Origin of the sequence: Pantoea agglomerans, from assembly GCF_020149765.1 — a bacterium.
Classification (GTDB): Bacteria; Pseudomonadota; Gammaproteobacteria; order Enterobacterales; family Enterobacteriaceae; genus Pantoea; species Pantoea alvi.
Genome location: NZ_CP083808.1, coordinates 112687 through 130734, shown reverse-complemented (window position 1 = coordinate 130734; position 18048 = coordinate 112687). Strand labels below are relative to the sequence as shown.

At 52.0% G+C, this 18048-nt stretch carries 14 protein-coding genes and 2 pseudogenes; 5 read left to right on the top strand and 11 right to left on the bottom strand.

Going from position 1 to position 18048, the window contains the following annotated elements:
- Positions 1–324: 324 nt before the first annotated feature.
- The 4 genes and pseudogenes from nadS to LB453_RS00610 form a co-directional block, all read right to left on the bottom strand.
- Positions 325–615, bottom strand: a complete 291-nt coding sequence (nadS, locus tag LB453_RS00625) for a NadS family protein (RefSeq protein ID WP_103796417.1) — start codon at positions 613–615, stop codon at positions 325–327.
- A 4-nt stretch (positions 616–619) separates the two neighbouring features.
- A pseudogene (locus LB453_RS00620) lies at positions 620–955 on the bottom strand (addiction module toxin RelE).
- Between the two features lie 220 nt (positions 956–1175).
- Entirely contained in the window at positions 1176–4247 is a 3072-nt protein-coding gene (locus tag LB453_RS00615; protein WP_103796416.1) for an efflux RND transporter permease subunit, read from the bottom strand.
- Complete coding sequence (locus tag LB453_RS00610) at positions 4231–5400, bottom strand: efflux RND transporter periplasmic adaptor subunit (protein ID WP_103796415.1); 1170 nt, start codon at positions 5398–5400, stop codon at positions 4231–4233. The genes LB453_RS00615 and LB453_RS00610 overlap by 17 nt, the downstream gene beginning before the upstream one ends.
- A 330-nt stretch (positions 5401–5730) precedes the next feature.
- On the opposite strand from LB453_RS00610, the gene LB453_RS00605 reads away from it, so the two are divergent.
- The gene (locus tag LB453_RS00605; protein ID WP_103796414.1) at positions 5731–6753 is read left to right on the top strand and encodes a S66 peptidase family protein; all 1023 of its coding nucleotides are present in this window, start codon (positions 5731–5733) and stop codon (positions 6751–6753) included.
- 500 nt (positions 6754–7253) lie between these two features.
- Here LB453_RS00605 and LB453_RS00600 read toward each other — a convergent pair.
- A pseudogene (locus LB453_RS00600) lies at positions 7254–7406 on the bottom strand (DNA-binding response regulator); the annotation flags it as partial.
- 165 nt (positions 7407–7571) lie between these two features.
- Here LB453_RS00600 and LB453_RS00595 point away from each other — a divergent pair.
- On the top strand, positions 7572–8354 hold the full coding sequence (locus tag LB453_RS00595; RefSeq protein WP_103796412.1) for a MipA/OmpV family protein: 783 nt from the start codon (positions 7572–7574) through the stop codon (positions 8352–8354).
- A 352-nt stretch (positions 8355–8706) separates the two neighbouring features.
- On the opposite strand, the gene LB453_RS00590 is transcribed toward LB453_RS00595, so the two are convergent.
- The 5 genes from LB453_RS00590 to LB453_RS00570 form a co-directional block, all read right to left on the bottom strand.
- Positions 8707–9156 carry an NUDIX hydrolase gene (locus LB453_RS00590; protein WP_103796411.1) on the bottom strand — a complete coding sequence of 150 codons (450 nt, stop codon included), beginning with the start codon at positions 9154–9156 and terminating at the stop codon, positions 8707–8709.
- 234 nt (positions 9157–9390) lie between these two features.
- Entirely contained in the window at positions 9391–9669 is a 279-nt protein-coding gene (locus LB453_RS00585) for a hypothetical protein (RefSeq protein WP_103796410.1), read from the bottom strand.
- 351 nt (positions 9670–10020) lie between these two features.
- Positions 10021–10902, bottom strand: a complete 882-nt coding sequence (locus tag LB453_RS00580; protein ID WP_103796409.1) for a hypothetical protein — start codon at positions 10900–10902, stop codon at positions 10021–10023.
- Positions 10903–11079: 177 nt separating this feature from the next.
- The gene (locus LB453_RS00575; RefSeq protein WP_103796408.1) at positions 11080–11775 is read right to left on the bottom strand and encodes a DJ-1/PfpI family protein; all 696 of its coding nucleotides are present in this window, start codon (positions 11773–11775) and stop codon (positions 11080–11082) included.
- A 589-nt stretch (positions 11776–12364) separates the two neighbouring features.
- Positions 12365–13267: a LysR family transcriptional regulator gene (locus LB453_RS00570; protein WP_103796407.1), complete on the bottom strand. Its 903-nt coding sequence runs from the start codon at positions 13265–13267 to the stop codon at positions 12365–12367.
- Positions 13268–13390: 123 nt separating this feature from the next.
- Here LB453_RS00570 and LB453_RS00565 point away from each other — a divergent pair, with 123 nt between their 5' ends.
- Together LB453_RS00565 and LB453_RS00560 are read left to right on the top strand one after the other, a co-directional pair.
- Positions 13391–14782: an MFS transporter gene (locus tag LB453_RS00565; RefSeq protein WP_103796406.1), complete on the top strand. Its 1392-nt coding sequence runs from the start codon at positions 13391–13393 to the stop codon at positions 14780–14782.
- A 256-nt stretch (positions 14783–15038) separates the two neighbouring features.
- Entirely contained in the window at positions 15039–15275 is a 237-nt protein-coding gene (locus tag LB453_RS00560; protein ID WP_103796404.1) for a hypothetical protein, read from the top strand.
- 422 nt (positions 15276–15697) lie between these two features.
- Here the strand turns inward: LB453_RS00560 and LB453_RS00555 are convergent, their stop codons facing one another.
- Positions 15698–16606 (bottom strand): LysR family transcriptional regulator, encoded by a 909-nt coding sequence (locus LB453_RS00555; RefSeq protein ID WP_224481406.1) that lies wholly within the window; start codon positions 16604–16606, stop codon positions 15698–15700.
- A gap of 128 nt (positions 16607–16734) precedes the next feature.
- Between LB453_RS00555 and LB453_RS00550 the strand changes: the two genes are divergently transcribed.
- Positions 16735–18045, top strand: coding sequence for an MFS transporter (locus LB453_RS00550; protein ID WP_103797059.1), 1311 nt, complete (start codon positions 16735–16737; stop codon positions 18043–18045).
- The last annotated feature ends 3 nt before the right edge of the window (positions 18046–18048 follow it).

Here is an 18048-nt window from a genome sequence, read left to right as displayed (position 1 = left end):
ATTGCAGTTTTGTTATATGGAACTGGCCACGCGCCGCGTTTTTCAGATTTATTGCAGTTGTTTCTTTACCCGTCATTATCACGTCAGCGGATAATGCTCTTCCAGCGGCTCAACCCGGCAGAATAAGGCTCGCCCGTTCGTCACCAACCGTGGGCACAGGATGTTTAGTCAAAACCTGGAGAGGTATTTCTGTGGCGATTGACTGCTTTGTGACTGAAACTGAAGGTAGTGTTGGTATACAGATCCCACAGCTCGTAGAAGGGGCAAAAGGTTACTATTTGATAAAAGTATAATAGAAAGCCCCTTATGGGGCTTTTAAGAGGCTTAAACCTGTAAAAGCTCTTGAACGAACTCAGGCTTACGTTCAATCATGCGTAGAAGCTTAAGCGCCGATCCTGATGGGCTTCTTCGGCCCTGCTCCCATGCCTGAACTAACGCTGAGCTTACGCCAATTACAGCAGCGAAATCATCTTGCTTCATGTGCGTGCTTGCACGTATAGCTTTAACGTCTGGCAGTTCGAAACGGGTAATGCGAGCTGGTTCACGCTTACCCTGATGGATTTCTACAGCCTCTTTAGCAGAAGCCATCAGATCATCGAAAAGCTCTTTACGCATTGACTTACTCCTCCTCGCCCTGAAGGCCCGCGATAACAGCTTTAAGCTGGGCCTTCTCAGCTGCAGTTAAACTATCCTTTTCACTCTTTGGATAGATGATAAGCATGTATAGCTTTCCAACAGAGTTATAGAAGTAATATATAGCCCGGACACCAGAACGCTTGCCGGTTCCCGGTCTTGACCATCGAACCTTACGACAGCCGCCTGTTCCAGCTATCAGATCACCAGCTTCCGGGTTCTCAATCAAAAACGCCTGAAACTCTTTTTATTCGTCATCTGACAGAAGAGACTTAAGCTCTCTCGTAAAGATCGACGTTTCAACGAACTCATAGTATTCCATGCTTCAAATCATCCCTCTCGTTGACGGCCAGATCATACTCCTACCCGGTAGGACTTACAACACAAGTAAGATTTGCCCGTCAGATACTTGAAAAAGTCGGCGCGGGTGAACATTGTCTGGCCTGTGGCGGACATCTGCCTCTTTCACAGGAATTTGACCAGGATAGTGTGTGAGTTACTGACTATGCCTGGTCTCAGTAATGAAGTTACAGACTGGCATTTTAACGAGAGGCCCTGGCTGCCCGGCTCGCAGCCAAGCGTGCTTCTGTCTGCATTACCAGACTCATGGCTGCCGGTAAAACCGTAAGCGTCACCACCGTCGCCACAAGCAGTCCGCCGATAATGGCCAGCGCCATCGGCCCCCAGAAAATCTGACGGGAAATAGGGATCATGCCCAGAATAGCTGCGCTTGCCGTGAGAAGAATAGGACGAGCGCGGTGTGCAGCTGCGGCCCCTATCGCCGCGTTATAGTGCATCCCCGACTCCCGGTTGTGGTCTGCTTCGGTAATGAGAATAACCGCGTTGCGTATAATCATGCCTGCAAGCGCAATAATGCCCAGTAAAGCGACAAAGCCCATAGGCGTTCCGGTCGGCAGCATGGCCAACACGATCCCGGGCAAACCAAAGGGGGCCATCAGCAGGGCCAGAAGCATACGGGAAACGCGCTTTAGCTGAATCATCAGCAGCACCAGCATGCAGAGCAGCGTGACGGGTAAAATGGCAAATACCGAGCTGTTACCCTTATCAGATTCAGCGACGGCTCCGTCCTCGCTGATCGTGTAACCCGCTGGCAATTCCGCCCGCATGTGATTAATAAGCGGCTTCAGACCCGCTGAGACCGTTTCCGCGCGCATACCGGGTGCCAGATCTGTCTGTACGGTGATAAACGGCAGACGCTGGCGCCGCCAGATAACCGGATCCTCAAGCCCCCACTCTGGCGTGGCCACCTGCGCCAGCGGAATTTTTGCCCCCGACGATGAGGTCAGTAGCATCCCGGAGAGGCTGTCAAGATTGCGCCTTTCATCCGCATTGCCCTGCAGCACGACGTCAATCAGCCGGTTTCTGTCGCGAACAGTAGTAACAAGCGATCCTGACCAGATCGTGTTCAGATAACGGGCAATCTGATCTGAAGAGAGTCCTGCTGCCCGGGCTGCGGTCTGGTTTACCTTCAGCGTAATAACCCGCTCAGGCTCGCCTGCGGTCTGATTCACCTCCCGCGTCAGGGGGGAAGCCCCTAATAAAGTTGAAAGCCGCTCAGCCAGCGCCTGAACGCGCCTGTAATCAGGCCCGCTGACGCGATAGCGCACGGGCCAGCCCACGGGCGGGCCAAGCTCAAGGGGAGAAACGCGGGTCGTGATATCGCTGAAATCCCGATCAAGCACCCTGTCGAGATAGTGCTGAAGCCTTTCGCGCGCCGCCAGGCTTCTGGCCACGACGACCAGCTGAGCAGTATTTTCATCATCAAGCAGCACGTCCATAGGCAGATAAAAGCGTATCGCCCCGGTTCCGACATAAGAGGAGTAGTGGTCAACATCTCGGCTGGCTGATACCGCGCGCTCCAGCCGCTCTGTCTGACGCAGGGTCGCTTCCTGAGAGGCATTCGCCGGCAGAGAGAGGCTGACCAGAAGTTCAGGACGATCGGAGGCCGGAAAGAATTCGCCCTGCATATATGTCGTTCCCACCCCTGCCAGCACCAGGGCCACCAGCGCAAGCCCAGTTGTCAGTAAGCGGTGCCGCAAAACTCCGGCAAGCAGGCGCTGGTAAAGCCTGCCAGGCAGCCCGCGACCGGCAGTGTGTTTCTGCAGCGTGCCTGGCAACAGCCAGCTGCCGGTCAGCGGAGAAAAAAGCACGGCCACAACCCATGAGCTGATTAGCGCGATAAGCACCACCGCAAAAAGGGTATAGCAGTATTCCCCGGCGCTTGAAGCGGCAAAGCCAACCGGAATAAAGCCCGCAATCATCACCAGCGTGCCGGTCAGCATCGGGAATGCCGTTGAAGTGAAAGCATAGGTCGCAGCACTGGCACGGGAATCCCCGGCTTCCAGACGCGCCACCATGGTTTCAACCGTTATCATCGCATCGTCAACCAGCAGGCCCAGCGCAATAATCAGCGCGCCAAGAGAGATGCGCTGCAGGCCGATACCGGCAAGATGCATACAGACAAACGTCATGGCAAGCACCAGCGGGATCGCTGCCGCCACCACCAGACCGGCACGTAGCCCGAGCGAAACGAAAGAAACGGCCAGTACAATTATTACCGCCTCCCCCAGCACATGCACAAACCCGCTGACGGCCTCCTTCACCACGGCAGACTGATCGGCAATACGGGTCATTTCAATACCGTGCGGTAGCTGTGCCGCTTCGCTGTTCATGCGCGACCGCAGCGCCTGCCCGAAATCAAGCATATTTCCGGTTGGCGCCATTGAGACGGCAAGGCCAATGGCAGGCTGGCCATTGACGCGAAAAAGCGGAGCCGGCGGCTCTGCCGGCCTGCGTATAATGCTGGCAATATCTGTCAGAGGGATATAACGGTTGTTGACCCGAAGCGTTACCGCTCGCAGGCTCTCTTCGCTGCTGAACGCTCCGCTGACGCGCAGGGCAACAGTGTCATCGGCCGTACGGGCGATACCCGCAGGCTCAACCAGGTTCTGCGCGCGCAGCGCATCAGCGACCTGCTGTAAATCCAGCCCCATGGCGGAGAGCTGGCGTGGGGAGAAGGCAACCACCAGCTGCTCTTCCTGCTCGCCCAGCAGCTGAATTTTGCCCACGTCCGGCAGGCTCATAAGATCCCGGCGGATGCTGTCCACCCGATCCCGCAGCTCTCGCAGGGTAAAGCCGTCGGCGGTAAATCCGTAAATCGTGCCAAACGTGTCTTCAAACTCATCATTGACCGCTGGCCCCTGTACACCCTGCGGTAATGATGGAGCCACGTCCTGCATTTTCTTTCGTACCTGATACCAGATGTCAGCAACCTGCTCAGGAGGTGTGTTATCGCGAAGATTAATGAAAATAACGCAGCGCCCGGCGTGCGTCTCACTCTGGACATAGTCAAGCCAGGGGATTTCCTGCAGCTTTTTCTCCAGCGTGTCGGTGACCAGGTTGACCGTATCGCTGAGATTCGCGCCCGGCCACTGCGCAGACACCACCGCCGTTTTGATGGTAAACGCCGGGTCTTCGTTGCGGGAAAGCTGTTCATAACTGATGATGCCCGCGGTCATAATCAACAGCATGAGAAAAGCCATCAGCTGCTGTTGTTTCAGCGCCCAGGCCGAAAGATTAAATCCCTGCTTCATCCTGCGCCTCCTTTATGCCGGCCACGCGCTCACCGTCACGCAGGCTTCTGACGCCAGCCGTTACCACACGATCTCCCGGTGATATGCCCGCCCTTATAAACACCGCGTCCGCTGAATAGCCTGCAATGTGCACGGGCCGCCGGCGAACCAGATTATTAGCCGGATCCAGAACGAACACCGCGGGCTCATTTGACAGGCGCGTCAGGGCAGTAGCCGGAAGTGATATGACCGGTTCAGCCGCTGTCGCTACGGATGGAAGCGTGATGGCGACGCTGGCTCCCATCACCATGTCACTCGGCGGATGATCAAGCGTGATGCGCACTCGCCAGCTTCGCGTCTGCGGATCGGCCTGGGGGCTGATATCGCGCAGATGCGCCTGTGCAATCACAGAGGGGTTTTGAAGCAAGGCCACCTGGAAAACGGCACCGGGCTGGCGAGAGATGATGCCGGGACTGGCTACGTCAAATGCGACGTCCCTTTCATCACCGGACGCGACGGTAAAGACGGTTTGACCGGCGCTGACCACCTGCCCCGCTGACGCGCTGATGCCTGTTACCACGCCGCTTACCGGTGCCGTAAGGGTTGTCCAGCGCAGATTTTCCTGCGCATTTTTCAGCGCCGCCTCACTGCTCTGAAGGCGTGAAAGCGCGGCCTGCCAGTCTGCGGAAGCGCTATCCAGCTGCGCCCGTGCAATAGCCCCGGACGGTATCAGAAGACGCATACGATGCAGGTTAAGCGCCGCCACTTTCTCTGCGGCCCGGCTGCTGCTGACGTCGGCCTGGGCGCTGGTTAACTGGTTCTGTGCTGTCGGACTGTCCAGAACAGCAAGCGCGTCGCCCTGTCTGAAGCGGCTGCCCACATCAGCACTGCGCATGATTATGCGACCGTCCAGCCTGAAACTCAGGGACGTTTCATCATGTGCCCGTACTTCGCCGGTCAGCGTCTGCGGCCCGGAAGCCTGGCGCGGACCGACCGTTACAAACCTGACCGGGCGCGGAGGGGAAGAATCAGGCTGTTTTTTCCCATCGCAGCCTGTAAGCATAATGACCATCAGAACAAAACAGGGCAGCAAAGGCATCAGTGAGACAAGATGCCGCGTATCCAGCAGGTGCCTGACGCCCTGTTTAAGCAGGCCGGGGAGTTCATCAGACATGGCGCAGTTCCTCTAGTGGGTTTTGCGCCATTAAACCTCGCGATTATCAAGATTTCTGCGACGATCTATCAAGAGGGTGTCAAGACCGTCAGCAACCGCTACGCACTATCCGGACTGTCAGTTACGGTTAGCCGTTAATGTCCGCTATGAGCGAGAAACGGACATTTAGAGCAGCGGTAATAGTTATTGATGAACAGCGCTTTTATAATTTTATTATCCTCAGAAACTAATCTGAGGATAATATGACTGATAACTAAATAAAATCACGCTACTTCAAGTATTTCTCAGCGTGTTAATGTAAAAATCTTTCCAACCAGAGGGTGAATAAATATGCATGTAAGACAAAAGCTGCTTGCTCCTCCATTAAAAATTGGTGATACGATTGGTTTTTTTTCACCGTCGTCTCCGGCAACCATAACGGCACCTAACCGCTTTAACCGCGCAAAAAAATTCCTTGAACAAAAAGGGTTCGGGCTTAAAGCAGGAAGTCTCACAGGCCTGTCGGATTACTATCGTTCAGGTACTATTAAAGAGAGAGCAGACGAGCTTAATGCGCTTATTCGTGATCCTGAGGTAAGCTGTATTATGTCCACTATCGGGGGAAGCAACAGCAACTCGCTTTTGCCTTATCTTGATTATCAAACGCTTAGTGAGAATCCAAAAATAATCATTGGTTACTCTGATGCTACTGCACTACTGGCAGGCATCTATGCCAAAACAGGGCTGGTTACATTTTACGGACCTGCACTGGTCGCTTCATTTGGTGAGTTTCCTCCGTTAGTAAATGAAACCTATCAGTCGTTTTACGAATTACTGGTGCAGCGTCGAGCAGGTAACTATTATTATAACTTGCCAAAAAAATGGACTGATGAATGCTTAAACTGGGATAACGCCGAGCCAGTCAGACCTAAATTACTATATGAAAACAATTGTAGGTTTTTAGGGGCAGGTGTCATCGAAGGGCGAGTTATAGGCGGTAACCTGAATACCCTGTCAGGTATCATGGGAAGTAAGTGGATGCCTGAAATAGAGAAAGGCGACATCTTATTTATTGAAGATAGTCTGAAAGATATTGCTACAGTTGAACGTTCTTTTTCTATGTTAAAGCTCAACGGTATACTTGATAAAGCTGGTGCAATAATTTTAGGTAAGCATGAGCTTTTTGATAACGCAGGAACTGGGCGTCAGCCTGCTGATGTGCTGCAGGAAATTCTGGCAGATAAGCCTATACCACTTGTAGATGGCTTCGACTGTTGCCATACACATCCAATGCTTACGCTGCCCCTTGGTGTTTCACTACGTGTAGATTTCGATGGGGGCACCGTGGCAATAACAGGTAAATATTTAAAATAACCTGTTGCGCAAATTTCAACGTACTGCATAACTTTTGACATAGTCATCTTGCTGTCGACTCATGGGCCGTTTAGAGCGAAAAACTAACGTCAAAATGAAAGCTACAGGGAAGTCCTGCCACATTAAACATAACATCCCTTGCGTGCACCGCCTGGGCGCGTTTCAGCGCGTCCATGCAGCTATCCAGTACCGTTCTCTGGTAAGCCCCTAAAAATTGCCCCTCAGAATTCGAGCTCATTTGCATGGCTATGCAGTGAAATCTGTCCTCCAGGGATTAGTGCATGCAGATGTTAGCAACGTCCGCTTTTGGCACAAAGCGGACGTTAGTATCAAAAACCTTATGGCCCCCTCCGGCTCCCCGGCGTTGCCGGGTCGTCGAAACCTACTGTGCTAACCGGCAGAGCCGGTAAGCTCCGCCGAATCCCTCCGGGGTTCGGGCCTGCTGGCCAGGGTCTGATGGCGAACGGCAAGGCTCACCCCTGCAGCGGGCTCCTGCCTGTGCTGCGACGCAGCACGGCCTGCACGCAAGCGACCATCTCTCCAGGGGGATAAGGCTTAACCACGTAATCATCCGCCCCATAGCGTAGTGCGCCGATGCGATCGAGTCTGTTACCCATGGCCGCCATCCTAATCGCGGGAACCTCGCTGTTGCGTCAGCCTCATCCTTAACAATCAGAAAATTTTGCTCTGCATGGATCACCTTGACAGTTTCTTCATAAATCCCTGGCTGTTTATTGACACAGCTACGGGAGACTCCAGATTCGCGAGGCGATCGCCCGGGCAAGGGGCGAATAACAGACGGATAACGAGGTGACACAATGACAACCAGAAAAATGCTGATGTACATGGCCGGTCTGGCCCTGACGGCCTCAGCGGCAGCCCGGGCTGACAGCAGCGATGCGCAGAATGGCGTGACAATCGGCGCCGGCGCGCAGTATGCGCCCCGATACAGTGGCTCAGACAAGACCCGCGTTCAGGCGGTACCGATCTTTCAGGCCAGAGAGGGTGCCTTATTTGCGGACGCCCAGAAAGGTATCGGTTATGACCTGCAGAGCGACAACGGGCTCTATCTGGAGCACTCGCTGGGCTACAACCTCGGCCGGGATGACAAAGATTCGGACTGGCGCGACGGTGCCAGCCGGTTAAAAGGCATGGGGAAAATCAGGGCCACCGTTAACACGGCGCTGGCCGTCGGCTGGCAGGTTACGCCCTGGTTTAGCGCGGAAGGAAAAGCAGTCCTGCCGCTCAGCGATGATCAGGGGGTAAGTTATCAGGCCTCCGTCACGCTGGTTCCACTACAGAGTGAAAGCGATACCGTTGCGCTCCAGACCGCGGCCCTGTTTGGCGACGCACGCTACATGAACACCTGGTATGGCGTCAGCGATGTGCAGAGCAGACGCAGCCGCTTTACAGGCTATAACGCACCCGGCGGGTTTTACGGCGTTGACACCTCAGTGACGTGGAGCCATCAGTTTGATCCGCACTGGGGCACGCTCGTAAGCGCAGGCTATACGTGGCTGGGCGATCATGCGGCAGAGAGTCCGATAGTCTCGCGGCGCAATGAAGCAACGGGCATGGTTGGTTTTACCTATACATTCTGAGACAGGAGGCAGGAGTGATGCATTCTCAAAAGCACCTGTTCTCGCTTATCAACGTCCTGCTGCTGAGCGCCGTGGTGCACCTGCTCGCATATGTACTTTATGTCTCCTGACAGCGCTGACCGGCGCAGGCTCCTGGAGTGATAAGGCAATGGATATTCCGTCTGTGTTGCCTGATGTCCTGTTTTTAAAAGGCCTGCGTCCTGGATAAGAGAAAATGTTGCCCGAAAAATCACTATCCAGGATGTAGCATCCAGGTACGGCTGTTCGAAATGGTATTTGAATCGCCGTGGCATGCGCTATTCAGGTGTCAGTCCTGGCGTCTTCATTCGCCTGTACACTTTATCCTGAATGTTCAGACCAAATTTCCGCTGAGTATGTCGATGATTAAATCGTGGGGAAAGATAGTCTGGTCAGTCTCTCTGAGTTCTTCTAATGTCCACCAGTGATAATTTTGAATAACGCTTTTTTCATTATTACTCCATCCCGAGCAGTCGATATCGCTCTTTTCCGTCTCGATTTTAAAAAAACGCTCTTCAGCAAGAACGGTTTCCCCATCAGGCAGCTTCATGGGGAATGTTCGGGATGCCACCGCCGCGCCAGCAGAATCTCTTTTTAGCCCGGTTTCTTCCTGCAGCTCACGTAGTGCGGCCTGCTCAAAGGATTCATTCAGCTCAAGCCCACCGCCAGGCGTCGCCCAGTATGACATGCCGCTTAAGGCATCATTTTTATGAACAAAATTAAACAGCAGAACATCGTTTTCGGGTGAAAGAATGATTAACCGGGATGATGGGCGAGTACGCATAACGTTTCCTTCTGATAGCGTTTAGTTTGTTGAGCGTTCGCTCTGGTATGACACGACCGCGTCTTGCTGAAAGCGGAACTTCAGCGCAATTGGCTCGTGCTTAGCGTGCCAGAAGATGGCGTTACTGGCCTGAGTTTTGAATAACGATCTGCGCCGGTCAAAATAAAAAACCGCCGTAAGTAAGGCGGTTTTTTTTAGGCCGGAGTCTGCAGGACACCGCCGGTTTTTTATCACTTATGATGCATCATCAGTGGTGTCATCATGTGGGCACGGACTGCCGTCATCGTCGCAGGCAGAGTTGATGCGCAGGCCACTCGCCAGGCCTTTCCCACTGGCCAGAATGAGGTTGTCGTTACCGTGCGCCACACTCTTCAGCTGTGAAACCGTACTGTTGTTGATGGTCTGCGTAGATGCTGCAGCGGTTTCAGCCAGTGCTGTACCCTGATTTAATAAAAACGCAGTAAGCGCCAAGGCTGCTGTCTTTAGGACCGATTTTGTTGAGAGCATATTCATGATTCACCTTTAGGAAATACGTTCTGTAGAGGAAAGTATCATCTGTATCGCAAATCTTTGTAGCTGAGTCCCAGCGAAGTGACATTACACGGCCTGTATGTCAGTTTTATAACGGCCCTAAAAAAGCAGATTTTTCCTATGCGGTCGGGCCACTCCCTGAATCAGGCTGCTGTTAACGGAGACCGGAGAAAATCAGTCAGTCAATGACCAGGCAGCGCTGAGCGGTGCTCTTTACCCACTGCGGATAGTGGGTGCTGCAGATGTCCACATGGTGCCAGAAGCGGACATGGCTGAAATTATGTCGGATTATTAACGGGGAGCAGGCCATTTACCAGGCCATGCTGGGGCGGTTCAGTTCCAGTATTCATATTTCGCCGTCATTACGGCGTTATGTTTTTCCATATACTGTTTATCTGTACGATCAATAGGGGTGATCGTGATATCCAAATTAGCGCGAGTGCATTCTCCATGTGAGTTCCATTCCTCGCAGGTGGCCAGCTTTTTTTCGATGGTGAAATAGGTCTGGGTCTTGCTCATGGTCAATTCACGGCCCTCGTTATCATAGCCATACTCTTCTATGGTTGAGGGTGATTGCGTTTTGATCAGCCGATGATTGGCATCATAACTATATACAATCGTATAATTATCTATCGCCATACTTCCTTTACTTGCCGCACTTGCCAGTAGTCCTGATGAATTAAAGGCGTAGTCGACTGTGCTCACTGCGGTTTTGTCTTTATCTTCCGGTTTTGTGGCCGCGATAACCGAATGACTAACCGCACGGCTGATAATTCCTTTATCGTTAAGCTGGTAGATTCCCTCAAGAGTCTGCCGAAAGACCGGCGTGGTTTTCTGACTGTTTTTATCGGCTATGGCCCCGTTTGAGTTCAGCTGGATGCGCCACCCGAATTCGGTTTTATTCAACTGAATGACAGTGGTTGCCGTGAAAACTGTTTTCTGGCCTGGGGAGGTTTTGACCTCTTCCATACGGCCACTAATTAGCTCACCGCATTGAGTGAAGTTGCTTTGAACCGACGTGTGGAGATACCCATCTGGACTTTCAGTAGTGATTGATACAGATTTGGGAATTCCACTTCTTGTCTGCTGGCTCACAAGGATGAAATTGTTCAGTTTGTTTTTAGCGAGGATTTCCGCAGTGCATTGAGCTGCATAAGTCTGAAATGTGCAGAGGGATAAGAGAGTAATAAATAGGTTTTTATTATTTAATAACATTATTTGTTGTCCTGCCGAAGTTTTTTTTCATTTGCTACTTGCCTGATTTCACTCACTTGTCAATCAATGGCTTCACTGTAAATTAGCTACATGTTTTATACAATAAGGGCAGCTCATAGCGGACCTGAGCTTCATATCAGTCCGCTCTGTGCCAGAAAGCCCTCCCCAACTGAGCCCTTATTTCTGCAGTCTGGCTGCTGCTTTCAAAGTAGCCTGCCGCCTCTTTTCAATAAATGGCGCAGCTTGCTCCTGTGCTTTTTTTAACTGCTCTTCAGATGCTGTATGGGGTGAGCCGCAGGTAAAAGGAGGTGCGGGATCATATTCCATATGCAGCTGAATATTCTGAGCAATATCACTGCCATATATTTCTGATACGACAGTGAGAGCAAAATCAATACCTGAAGTCACGCCTGCGCCCGTTATACGGTTGCGGTCACGAACCACGCGCTCACTGACTGGCTCTGCACCCAACAAAGCGAGCTGCTCCAGAGAGGCCCAATGCGTAGTGGCTTTGTATCCCTTCAAAAGCCCTGCTGCGCCTAAAACAAGCGACCCAGTGCATACCGAAGTCACAAGCCTGGCTTCCTGACTTTGGGTACGGATAAACGAAAGGACCTCTTCGTCCTCCATCAGGTTTATCTGCCCGGGGCCACCCGGAACGCAAATTACATCCAGTTTTGGACAGGTGTTAAATGTGGTCGTTGGCTGTATCGCCATACCACGATCAGAAACGACAAGATCCAGGTTCTTCCAGATAAGGTGAACCTTTGTGTCTGGCGCTCTTACAAAAACTTCATAAGGGCCGGTAAGATCAAGCTGAGTAAGAGCCGGAAACAGGACCAGCCCTATTGATATGCATGCAGAATCGCTCATAAAAAATCCTTTTAACTTAAAGGAATATAATGTCGTTTATTTCAACAAAGACAAATGTTTTTAACAAACAGAAGTGCGTCTGCTGAAGATCCTGCTTAATCCAGCTGTATATCTGTAGCGTTAAGAAATTTATTACCAGTACCAGGCTGACAAATGGTAAAACGTCCGCTTTTCGCTCAAAGCGGACCTTGCCCTTCGTGCATGTCCGCTCTGTGTCAGGAACGGACGTAGCTAGCGTTGCTTTGTGTTATCAGAAGCAGGACATGCCATTCAACCGAGTCTATTTTAGCTGGAGCGGCTACCGCCGGAATTCATTAACTATCTGGAGAGCTGTTTTCATTTGCCCCATCCCCTCTCGTATCCCTGAGAGAAAGATGCATAGTACGGCGAAATGCTTACGCATAATGGCAACATCCGGGGAGCCTCTTTCCCCTGCCATGACAGAAAGGGGATGATTCGTATTTTCGATTTTGCCTCTGGCAAACATCAGCCGCAGAATCTCAATAACGCGTGCCGGAGACCGTCCCGTGTGTCTTAAAACTTCCGTGATAACAGTCCGGTTAACTTAGTTGAAATGGGTCGGATTACATTACGGTACCCGACACACCTCTAAAATTTTCTCTCGAAGCCAGCGGTGCCCGGGATCCTGTTCCATTCTTGGGTGCCACATCTGCGACACCACAATGTTCCGGGTTTTAAATGGCAATTCGAAGAGATGTAAATTCTCTGACATTTGCTGGTTGCGCAAGTACAGCGCGGGAACCATGGCGATAAGGTCGGAGGCCAGTGCGACGGATAGCGCAGTCGGAAAGCCCGGAACCACACTCATCACTTTGCGCGTGACGCCTGACGCCGCCAGGGCATCATCGACAAAACCATGTAACACCCCGTCGGGTGACGCCACCACATGTCCCCAGGCAATATAATCTTCAACGCCTATTTCCGGCTGTGACGCCAGCGGATGCTCCTTGCGCACCGCACCAATAAAGCGATCCTGAAAGAGTCTCTGCACCCGAATTTCTGGCCCCATATTGCTCTGGACGCCAATCTCCAGGTCAACCAAACCTTCTCGAAGGTAACGAGAGGTTTTTTCAGGTTTCGGTGCAAAGCGTATGCAAACATTTGGAGCCGCTTCGGCCACGGCGGCAATCAGCATGGGGCCAAATGCCACGACAAAACCATCATTGGCCCTGATGGTGAACAGCCGTTCGAGGTCTTCCACTTTGAGCGTCCCGGATGAGGGCTGAAGAACCGCTCTCGCCTCATTGACCGCGCTTCTGGCACGCTCCCGGGTTGCTTCAGCCCAGGGGGTGAGCACCATGTTACGTCCCGCTCGTACCAGAATGGGATCCCCCGTCACCTCACGTAGCCTGCTGAGAGTACGGCTCATCGCTGAGGTACTCAGATTTAAGCGTCGAGCCGCCCCCGCAACGCTGGCTTCTGCCAGCAAGAAGTCGAGCGCAACAAGCAAGTTAAAATCAGGATCGGACATTTTGGTTCCTGCTAACCATTCAGATATGGCGTCAGACGCAATTATACAGTGCAAACGTTGCATCTTCCGCCTTGAGCTGCTGCTGATTATAGTTTTCGTATTCCTCTTTTCACAGGCATAAAGATGACTACGTTATTTTCAAATCAGCCGGGCGATGAAGGCCTGCCGGGACAGGAGCGTGCACGCGTTATGGCCGCCGTGATGACCACGACGCTGATGGGCGTGTTTGACGGCACGATGATCAACATCGCCCTGCCATCTATGGCAAAAGCGATGCAGGTACCGGCGAATGTCTCGGTCTGGTTCGCCAACGGTTACCTGCTCTCCGCCGCCATGACGCTGGCTATCTTCGCTGCGCTGGCAGTACGCGTCGGTTACCGACCCGTGTTTCTTTCAGGCCTTACCCTCTTTACGCTCACATCACTGGGTTGTGCGCTGGCCAGTTCGCCGGAGATACTCATCGGAATGCGCATTATGCAGGGGATCGGCGGCGCAGCTACCCTGAGCATTGCCCCGGCCATACTGCGTTCTGTTTTCCCCGGGCGATTGCTTGGCCGTATTCTTGGGCTACATGCCCTGCTTATTGCTTCAGCGTCGGCCATTGCGCCGGTACTTGGCGGCACAGTGCTGGACATAATGAGCTGGAAATGGTTGTTCGCCATAAATGTGCTCCCCGGCACCGTTTCCCTGTTGCTGGTATTCAGGTCGCTGCCACGGAAAACGGCGTCCGACAGAACGCCGTTCGATACGCCAGGAGCTGTGCTTTCTGCAATACTTTTAGGCTCAATGGTAATGGCGGCAAACAGCTTCTCCTCAGACCATCGCATCAGCGTCGAGGCTGTCAGCTGGAGTCTGCTCGCGATGTTCAGCGCCATAACTTTTATCTGGCAGATCCGCCGGGTAAAGCATCCTTTATTACCCCCCGTAATATTCAAAAATGGACGCTTTACCCTGGCCGCGTTAACTTCGCTGGCTTGTTTTGTGAGCCAGGGGATTACCTTTATTGCGCTGCCATTTCTGTTTCAGAACCTGTATGGCTACAGCCCTGTAGTTTCGGCATTACTCTTTACGCCCTGGCCGATCGGCATTGTGTTAATAGCTTCTCATGCGGGCCGCTGGGCCGACATATTTTCAGCGCCTCTGATTTCTACCGTTGGGTTAGCTCTTTTTGTTGTGGGTTTGATTTTGCTGGCCACGCTGCCCGACAGCCCTGCGGCATGGGATATCTGTTTACGTAGCCTGTGGTGCGGCATCGGATTTGGTTGTTTCCAGAGCCCTAACAACCGGGAAATGCTCTCTAACGTATCCCGCGACTATGCCAGCTACGCATCGGGCGTATTGTCTATCGTCCGGACGTTCGGGCAATGCCTCGGTGCAGCTGTCATGGGGGCTCTGCTGGCAATAAATGAACGACAGGCTGTCCATTATGCTCTGTGGATTGCTGTCGTCGCTTCTGCGGCATCAGTAGTGTTAAGCGTGAGCCGGTTACGTAAAACAGGCCTGGCGGCAGCCTGAACTCACGCGCTTATTCTGGCCTGACGATACACTTGCGAATGGATGGTACTCAGCTAAGGCGTTTGATGATAATTTTCATTATGCTGACCGAAAAGCAGCCCGTATCTAAGGCTTATTCTTCTTGCACAAAGTTAATGAAGAAGTCGATTTCCGTAAAGGACATTAACCTGATTTCGGCTTGCTTCGTGCCAACGAAGCGGACATTGATAACATCGCAATATCTTAATTTAGGGAAAGCAGTTCATGGAAAAAAATTATGAAGCATGAGCTATGGACAAATGAAGATGGTTTAGATCTGTTTTGTCTTGCCGGTCCAAGGGGAGACTCTGCTCGTAAATTTCTAGAGCCGGACTACAGATTAGTGTGGACATGTGAAGCAGATTCCCATCTGGAAGCAATGAAAAAATATTACGCGTTCCGTAACTGGGGAGAATATCAAACTGGTTTTCCTGAACAGGATAGTAAGACCTATAAAGAAATGGGATGGGAATAAAAAGCCCAACACCCAAAAAAGAGTCCCTCGGTATTCTGATATCTCCGCTACGTCCACCTTTCGCACAAAGCGGCCCCTGCCCTACATGCATGCCCGCTTTGTGCCAGAAACAGACGTTGCTAGCTCTGCGCTGCATTGATTATTGGGGAGCAGGTTAATGCAGGCATATCCATTACTCGCTCATGGCGGCCTGAGTAATTTATTGTATGTAGCTTGTGTTAAGATTTATTTATAACTTCATGTATTTAAAGGTTTTTTATAAGAACACGTTTCATATAATTTATGCACCCTGATTCTTTTTACGGCTATCTTCTGCCTTCGCTTATAAATGAGCAACATAATATCCAGCCACAATCTGCCGATTTTTTCAGCACGCATGCGCAGGGAAAATAGACGGCCAGTCTCCAGCGTGCTGTAAACAGTTACATGTTATAAGTAAGCTTTTCAATGTTATCAGAAAGTATATCCAGCAGAGCCTTAACAAAAATATTATTATTTCCCTGATGCCACATGACACTTAGCGGAAGCCCTTCCACATTCTTCATCGGCGAGAGAGCAAGGTATTTCACGCCGTCAGCATTCATATTCTTATAGGATGAAGGGACCAGAGCAATGCCCAGACCAGCGGCTACAAAACTCAGGATGGTCTGTTTCTCTTCAGCATACTGCGCAATAACGGGGACGCAGCCGCCCGCTTTGAAAACATTCATCGTCAGATCGTGACTGTGAGGCCGGGTGCGCCTTTCCGGCACGATTACCGGTTCATTACGAAAATCATTAATACTGACTTCACTATGTTTCACTAGTCGGTGATGAGCTGGAACGGCCAGCACGCAGGTTTCATTCGCAATAAATCGCGTTGTCAGCGTTACGTCAACCTGTTCAGGAGGTCGTACAAAGATCACGTCCAGCCATCCGGAGAGCAGCCGGGGGATTAGGCTGTGCGTTTTATCTTCAGTAATATGGATATCCGCATCAGGGAACTGCCTGACGAAAAGATTAATCAGTTCTGGCAGTAACCCTCTGGCTGCGCTGTCAATAGCGCCTATTCGCAGCGTTCTTTTCTGCGAGGATGTTTTTTTACGGAACCGCAGCCGCAGCGCATCAAAATCAGCAATCACGGTTTTTGCCTCATTCAAAAATGCTGCCCCTTCAGGCGTCAGCGACACATTTCTGGTCGATCGGTTCAGCAGTCTTATCCCCAGATCTTCCTCCAGCAATTTTATGAATCGGCTGAGTGACGCAGGCATCATTTCAAGTTTTCGGGCTGCCCGGCCAAAGTGAAGCTCATCACCCAGTACCACAAAGCAACGCAACTGATTTATATCCATTTTTCCACCCAAACCTGATTATGCAAATTATTTGTATAAAGCAGTGCTGATGATAAAGCCGCTCAAAAATTCATACTGGGATTATTACAAAACTATAACAACCCTACATGACTGTGGAGCATCCTGAAATGAATAACGACCTCGAAAAAAAGGTTATGCGAAAGGTTACCCTGCGCATCATTCCTTTTATTATGCTGCTGTATTTCATTGCGTTTCTGGACCGAGTGAACATAGGCTTTGCTGCCCTGACCATGAATCAGGATCTGGGCTTTTCACCTACCGTATTTGGGCTGGGCGCCGGCATTTTCTTTCTCGGCTATTTTCTTTTTGAAGTCCCGTCAAACTTAATCCTGCATAAAGTGGGCGCTCGTATCTGGATCGCCCGCGTGATGATCACCTGGGGCCTAGTGTCTGGCTGCATGGCTTTTGTGCAGGGTACGACCAGCTTCTATATTCTGCGCTTCCTGCTCGGCGTGGCTGAAGCAGGCTTCTTTCCAGGCATTATCCTCTATCTGAGCTACTGGTTCCCGGCAGCAAAACGCGCGCAGGTCACTGCTATCTTTATGGCCGCAGCTCCGCTCTCAACCGCACTGGGATCCCCTGTTTCAGCTGCCCTGCTGGAGATGCATGGTTTCCTCGGCTATGCCGGCTGGCAGTGGATGTTTGTACTGGAGGCGGCCCCGGCGCTGATACTGGGCGTTGTCGTGTTGTTCTTTCTTACTGACCGCCCGGCCAAAGCCAAATGGCTGACTGACGAGGAGCGCACCTGGCTGGAAAACACCATGCAGGCCGAGGATCTGGCTCGTGCGTCCAGACAGGGTCACAGCAGTGCATGGCGCGGGCTGGCGGACAAGCGCGTTCTGGCGCTGGCGCTGGTCTATTTCGGTACTTCCGCTGGACTGTACACGCTTGGTATCTGGTCCCCACAAATTATTCGCAGTTTCGGTGCTTCCTCGCTGGAGATTGGTTTCCTCAACGCTTTCCCGGCTGTCATCGGCGTTATCGCCATGATCCTGTGGGCACGTCATTCTGACCGCACCAGAGAACGCAGCTGGCATGTGATTGGCGCCTGTCTGCTGGCTGCGGCCGGGCTGATTTACGCCGGTAACGTCACCACGCTGTTCGCCGTGATCATCGCCTTAACGCTGGTCACCGTGGGAATCAGCGCATCCAAGCCTCCACTGTGGAGCATGCCAACGCTGTTTCTCAGCGGGCCAGCAGCGGCAGCGGGTATCGCCACTATCAACTCCATCGGCAATCTCGGCGGTTTTGTCGGCCCGATGATGATTGGCGTAATCCGTCAGCAAACCGGTAACTACAGCTGGGGCCTCTACTTTGTCGCCGGACTGCTGGCACTCTCCGCTCTGATTGTCCTGATTCTTTCTGCCGGTGCGAATAAGCCACAAGCGGCAGAGATCCCTCATCCTCATACTCATTAATCA

Coding starts and splice junctions, on each gene's coding strand:
- nadS (WP_103796417.1), bottom strand. CDS start 615: ATGCGTAAAGAGCTTTTCGATGATCTGATGGCTTCTGCTAAAGAGGCT.
- LB453_RS00615 (WP_103796416.1), bottom strand. CDS start 4,247: ATGAAGCAGGGATTTAATCTTTCGGCCTGGGCGCTGAAACAACAGCAG.
- LB453_RS00610 (WP_103796415.1), bottom strand. CDS start 5,400: ATGTCTGATGAACTCCCCGGCCTGCTTAAACAGGGCGTCAGGCACCTG.
- LB453_RS00605 (WP_103796414.1), top strand. CDS start 5,731: ATGCATGTAAGACAAAAGCTGCTTGCTCCTCCATTAAAAATTGGTGAT.
- LB453_RS00595 (WP_103796412.1), top strand. CDS start 7,572: ATGACAACCAGAAAAATGCTGATGTACATGGCCGGTCTGGCCCTGACG.
- LB453_RS00590 (WP_103796411.1), bottom strand. CDS start 9,156: ATGCGTACTCGCCCATCATCCCGGTTAATCATTCTTTCACCCGAAAAC.
- LB453_RS00585 (WP_103796410.1), bottom strand. CDS start 9,669: ATGAATATGCTCTCAACAAAATCGGTCCTAAAGACAGCAGCCTTGGCG.
- LB453_RS00580 (WP_103796409.1), bottom strand. CDS start 10,902: ATGTTATTAAATAATAAAAACCTATTTATTACTCTCTTATCCCTCTGC.
- LB453_RS00575 (WP_103796408.1), bottom strand. CDS start 11,775: ATGAGCGATTCTGCATGCATATCAATAGGGCTGGTCCTGTTTCCGGCT.
- LB453_RS00570 (WP_103796407.1), bottom strand. CDS start 13,267: ATGTCCGATCCTGATTTTAACTTGCTTGTTGCGCTCGACTTCTTGCTG.
- LB453_RS00565 (WP_103796406.1), top strand. CDS start 13,391: ATGACTACGTTATTTTCAAATCAGCCGGGCGATGAAGGCCTGCCGGGA.
- LB453_RS00560 (WP_103796404.1), top strand. CDS start 15,039: ATGAAGCATGAGCTATGGACAAATGAAGATGGTTTAGATCTGTTTTGT.
- LB453_RS00555 (WP_224481406.1), bottom strand. CDS start 16,606: ATGGATATAAATCAGTTGCGTTGCTTTGTGGTACTGGGTGATGAGCTT.
- LB453_RS00550 (WP_103797059.1), top strand. CDS start 16,735: ATGAATAACGACCTCGAAAAAAAGGTTATGCGAAAGGTTACCCTGCGC.